Annotated in this window: 6 protein-coding genes; 4 read left to right on the forward strand and 2 right to left on the reverse strand. The window is 59.8% G+C overall.

Annotated features, from left to right (window positions below; translation table 11 throughout):
- The 3 genes from AC1DLB_RS22295 to AC1DLB_RS22305 form a co-directional block, all read left to right on the forward strand.
- Positions 1-249 (forward strand): CBS domain-containing protein (locus tag AC1DLB_RS22295; protein ID WP_477785657.1); only part of this gene is annotated, 249 nt, incomplete at its 5' end.
- A 130-nt stretch (positions 250-379) separates the two neighbouring features.
- Positions 380-910 carry an MCP four helix bundle domain-containing protein gene (locus AC1DLB_RS22300; protein WP_477785658.1) on the forward strand — a complete coding sequence of 177 codons (531 nt, stop codon included), beginning with the start codon at positions 380-382 and terminating at the stop codon, positions 908-910.
- A 275-nt stretch (positions 911-1,185) separates the two neighbouring features.
- Complete coding sequence (locus AC1DLB_RS22305) at positions 1,186-1,839, forward strand: methyl-accepting chemotaxis protein (RefSeq protein WP_371861319.1); 654 nt, start codon at positions 1,186-1,188, stop codon at positions 1,837-1,839.
- A gap of 30 nt (positions 1,840-1,869) precedes the next feature.
- Here the strand turns inward: AC1DLB_RS22305 and AC1DLB_RS22310 are convergent, their stop codons facing one another.
- Complete coding sequence (locus AC1DLB_RS22310) at positions 1,870-2,643, reverse strand: L-iditol 2-dehydrogenase (protein ID WP_477785659.1); 774 nt, start codon at positions 2,641-2,643, stop codon at positions 1,870-1,872.
- A 100-nt stretch (positions 2,644-2,743) separates the two neighbouring features.
- Positions 2,744-4,054, reverse strand: coding sequence for an ABC transporter substrate-binding protein (locus tag AC1DLB_RS22315; protein WP_018929011.1), 1,311 nt, complete (start codon positions 4,052-4,054; stop codon positions 2,744-2,746).
- Between the two features lie 306 nt (positions 4,055-4,360).
- Between AC1DLB_RS22315 and AC1DLB_RS22320 the strand changes: the two genes are divergently transcribed.
- Positions 4,361-5,214: AraC family transcriptional regulator (locus AC1DLB_RS22320; protein WP_477785660.1), on the forward strand; the 854-nt coding region annotated here is incomplete at its 3' end.

Below are 5,214 nucleotides of genomic sequence, written 5' to 3' on the forward strand. Positions count from 1 at the left end.
CTACAGGGGCGTTCTTCGGTCGGCACGCCGGTGCGCGAGATCATGAGCGCACCGGTGGTGACTGCCGACAGTTTGCAGAGCATCGAGCGCTGCATGGAGGTCATGACCGACAGTCATTTGCGTCATCTGCCGGTGCTGGAAGGCGGGGAACTGATCGGGCTGCTGTCGATCGGCGATCTGGTCAAGGAAGCCATCGTCGAGCAGGCCGATTTGATACGGCAACTTGAGCACTACATTCGCGGGCATTGAGCCCGCGCATACCGTAGGTCGCAAAAATCGGCTGGCGTGGAAATAAACCTAAGTAACCGGTTGGAACAGTCGATAACCCCAACAGTAGGCAATTAGCCGACCACGCACCTGCCGACAGGGGAACCATCGAGTGTCCATAAAATTACGTTTGATCTTGTTGATCGGCACTGGCTTGCTCACCGCCCTGATCGTGAGTCTGGTCAGCTATGTGGGTAACACCCGGATGGCTGAAGCGGTGAGTGACAACGAGGTCAGTATGACCGCGCTGCGCAACCACCTCGAAGCCGACATGATGCACGACGCACTGCGCGCCGATGTGCTGTCGGCGATGCTGGTAGGGTTGGGCAAGAGCCCCAGCAGCAAGGCCGAGGTGCGCAGTTCACTCAATGAGCATGCCGCGCATTTTCGCGAGATGCTCGGTGACAACCTCAAGCTGCCGGTCAACGACACCCTCAAGGCCGCGCTGGACAAGATCAAGCCAAGCCTCGATACGTACATCAGTGCCGCCGAGCGCATTGTCGGGCTGGCGCTGGATAATCCTGATTCCGCACAACAGCAACTGGGCACGTTCAATAACGCGTTCAGCCAACTGGAAAGCCAGATGGCCACCCTCAGTGAGCTGATCGAAACCAACACTCAACAGACCCCCATGGCAACCTGAGCGAGCCTATCGTCGAGCCCACCCGCAAGGATGAAGCCAGCACCTTGATTCGCAGCCTGGCAACCATGCAGCGCGACCTGCGCGGCATGATCGAAGTGGTTCGCAGCAACGCCCACGGCGTAAGTGGCATGAGCCAGCGGTTGAGCAGCGGTTGCCATCAGGTCGCGGGCAGCAGCCAGCAGCAAAGCGTTGCCGCCAGCACCATGGCCGCGGCGGCCAGCGAAATGACTGCGAGCATCGAGGAAATCACCCGGCATGCCGAGCGTGCACTGAACATGGCCAACCAGGCCGAGGAACTGGCCAAGGACGGCGGTCGGGTGATTCATCAAGTGGTCAGCGACATGGACGGGATTGCCCGTTCGGCGCAGCAGTCGGCCCAGGTGATCCGCACCCTGGACAAGGAGTCCGAGGGGATTTTCAGCATCATTCAGGTGATCAAGGGCATCGCCGATCAAACCAACCTGTTGGCGCTTAACGCCGCCATCGAGGCCGCCCGTGCCGGTGAGCAGGGCCGTGGTTTCGCTGTCGTCGCCGATGAAGTGCGTAGCCTGGCGGGCCGCACCAGCGCCTCCACCCAGGAAATCGCCACCATGGTCGCGCGTATCCAGCAAAGCACCCGCGAGGCGGTCAGCAGCATGGAGGCGGGCGTCGCGCAGGTCGACAAGGGCATGGCGGTGACTGCCGACGTCGAGCGCGCCATCCGCGAAATCCTCCAGGCCACGCTCAATACCACGGAGCTGGTCAATGACATCAGCCGCACGATCGGCGAACAGAGCCTGGCCAGTAACGAAATCGCACATCAGGTGGAAATGATTGCCGGCATGTCCGAAGGCAACAGCAAGGTGATCAACCAGACCGCCTCGACCACCGATGAACTGTCCAGCCTGGCCGGACAGCTCTCGCAGTCGGTGGATCGGTTTCGCCTTTGAGGCATTGGCTGGCCCTATTATCAGGGCCAGTCAGCTCATCCAGTTGCCGCCATCGACGTTATAGGTCTGCGCCACGATGTAATCGCTTTCGGCCGATGCCAGGAAGATCGCCATGCCGACAAGGTCATCCGCCGTGCCCATGCGCCCGTACGGCACTTCCTGTCCCGCCAGTTTTTTCTTTTCCCCGAGCGGGCGGTTTTCATAGCGGGCAAACAGCGCGTCGACGCCGTCCCAATGCTCGCCGTCCACCACCCCCGGCGCGATGGCGTTCACGTTGATGCGATGGGGAATGAGATTGAGACCGGCCGATTGCGTGAGGCTGATCACCGCCGCCTTGGTCGCGCAATACACCGCGRCCAGCGCTTCACCGCGCCGACCGGCCTGGCTGGCCATATTGATGATCTTGCCACCATGGCCCTGGCGAATCATCTGCTTGGCCGCGGCCTGCAGTGTGAACAGGGTGCCGGAAACGTTGATCGAGAACAGCCGTTCGTAGCTGTCGCGAGAAATCTCTGTGATCGGCGCGAGATCAAACAGCGCCGCGTTATTGATCAGGATGTCGAGCTTGCCTGTGGTGGCGATCACCGTGGCGATGGCAGCGTCGATGGATTGCTGATCGGTCACGTCCATCTCGACCGCATAGGCATTGGGCCCCAACTCGGTTGCCGTGGCTTGGGCACGTTCCAGGTTGATGTCGGCGATCGCGACCGTAGCGCCTTCGCGGATATAGGCTTGCGCGAACGTCCTGCCTATTCCTCTGGCGGAACCGRTAATCAGGGCGCTTTTTCCTTCTAGACGTTTCATTGTTCCCATCCAATCGTAAGAGCTAAAGAGTTGCCCGTTGAGGGCATTAAAAATGGTCGTTAGTCTGCGAAGCCCCCGCAGTGATCGCGCCACGCCGTTGTTACTTGGGATAACCGGCGCGCTTCATTTCGCGTTCGGTGCTTTGCTGCGCGGAGGCCAGGGCCTGTTCCACTGGCATCTGCCCGGTGAGCGCCGCGGATACCAGTTTGCCGACCGACGTGCCAATCGCCTGGAATTCGGGAATGGTCACGTACTGAATACCGACGTAGGGCACGGGCTGGACTGATGGGTGCGCCGGGTCGGCGTTCTGCATCATTTTCAGCGTGACACCGGCGAAGGGCGCAGCCTGCAAATAGGCGTCGCTGTAGGTCGACATGCGGGTGCCCGGTGGTACGTTGCTGATGCCATCCGTCTTGGCAACCAGTTGGATGTATTCCCTGGAGGTGGCCCAGGTCACAAAGGCTTTGGCGGCTTCCTTGTGTTTGGATGTCGCCGGGATGGCCAGTGACCAGGCATAGAGCCAGGACGAACCCTTGTCGGTGACTTCTGTTGGCGCGGCGACGAAACCAACATCATTGGCCACCTTGCTTTGCGTTGTGTCGGTGATGAACGAGCCGGCGACGCTGGCATCGACCCAGATTGCGCATTTGCCACTGTTGAACAGGGCGAGCGTTTCGTTGAAGCCATTGCTCGACACACCCGGTGGGCCGTACTGCTTCAGGGTGTTGACGTAGAAGTTGGCGGCGGCAGTCCATTGCGGCCCGGTGAGTTGCGGCTGCCACTGCTCATTGAACCAGCGCGCGCCAAAGGCGTTGGACATGGTCGTCAGCAGCGCCATGTTCTCACCCCAACCGGCCTTGCCGCGCAAGCACATCCCATACTGTTCTTTATCCGGCTGGTGCAGCTTGCCGGCGAACTCGCCGAGCTGCGTCCAGGTCGGGTGCTCGGGCATGCTCAGGCCGGCGTTCTTGAACAGGTCGGTTCGGTAATAGGTGACGGTACTTTCGCCATAGAACGGCAGGGCGTAGAGCGTGTCGTTGACCGATAACCCTTGGCGAACCGCAGGGAAAATATCTTCGAGGTCATAGCTGGCGGGCAGGTCCTTTATTGGCTCCAGCCAATGCTTGGCGCCCCACAACGGTGTTTCGTAAGTGCCGATGGTGAGCACGTCGAACTGGCCGCCCTGAGTGGCTATGTCGGTGGTCAGGCGCTGACGCAACACGTTCTCTTCAAGCACCACCCAGTTGAGCTTCACGTCGGGGTGCAGCTGTTCGAATGTTTTGGACAGTCGCTGCATGCGGATCATGTCGCTGTTGTTCACGGTGGCGATGGTCACCGTTTCACCTGCCTGGCAGAGCAGGGCAGAGCCCAGGCCGGCGGACAGAAAAAGCGCGCTTGGAATGATCTTCATCGTGATCTCCGCTCTGCTCTGCGCCTGGGGCGGCAGAAGCTTTATTGTTGTTGTAATCCACGAGGCGGGGCATAGCCGCACCGGGTTGACTACAGAATTGCAGCTACCCAAGCAGCGAACAAATGAATGGCATACGCGCCGCTGATACTTTTTTGACCGTGGAAAAAAAGTATCAGTGGGCGCCATGTAACGTGCTAGGCGCCGGGCGTCGTTAGTGCGAGTCTCATGTCAGCGTCCCGAGACTTCGACTCGTCCCAGGCTTCGCGGTACCTTGATAAAACCAACAAAAACGGAATCGCCAGGGTGATGAACCATCACGTAACCGCAGACAAGCCGCCAGCGCTTGAAGTCATCCTCAACGAGCCCCAGCACAGCTTTCGTTGGTATGAGCACGACTATCCGTTCGACCTGGCGCGCTGGAACCATCATCCGGAATTCGAGATCCACCTGATCCGCGAAGGCAGCGGTCGGCTACTGGCTGGTGACTACATCGGCGTATTCGAAGCCGGCCATGTCGCCCTCATCGGCCCGGGCCTGCCTCACGACTGGATCAGCGATCTGGGCAAAGGCGAGGTGATTACCGGCCGTGACGTGGTGTTGCAATTCGATGGCCAGATGCTGATGCAACTGCGCGACAAGGTTCCGGAGCTCAGCGAGTTACAAAGCCTGTTTCGCCAGGCGGCGCAGGGTATCGAATTTCATGGCAACACCCGCAAGAAGGCGGCACGACTGCTGGAAGAGATCGGCCAGTGCCACGGCTTGCAGCGACTGTGCCTGTTCCTGTCATTGYTGCAACTGCTGGCATCGGCCCCCGACAGCGAGAGACAGACGCTTGCCAGCCTGCAATACGCGCCCATGCTCGACGCATTGACGGCCCAGCGCATGAGCATTGTCTTCGACTACATCCTGAACGACCTCGCCGATGAGTTGCGGATGTCGGTCATTGCCCAGCGGCTGGACATGAACGAGCCGGCCTTCTCCAAATTCTTCAAGCGCGCCACCGGCCATACCTTCGTCGACCTGACGCGCAAACTACGAGTCCAGCGCGCCTGCCGTTTGCTGGCGCAAAGCAGTTTCAGCGTTGCCGATATCTGTTTTGAGGTGGGGTACGCCAACTTGTCGAATTTCAATCGGCACTTTCGCCATGAAATGCATGAGAC

It is taken from the genome of Pseudomonas sp. 05N434, from assembly GCF_056396965.1.

Bases quoted from the DNA above. Each gene is read 5' to 3' on its own strand.
- AC1DLB_RS22305 (WP_371861319.1), top strand. From the start codon at position 1,186: ATGGCCAACCAGGCCGAGGAACTGGCCAAGGACGGCGGTCGGGTGATT.
- AC1DLB_RS22315 (WP_018929011.1), bottom strand. From the start codon at position 4,054: ATGAAGATCATTCCAAGCGCGCTTTTTCTGTCCGCCGGCCTGGGCTCT.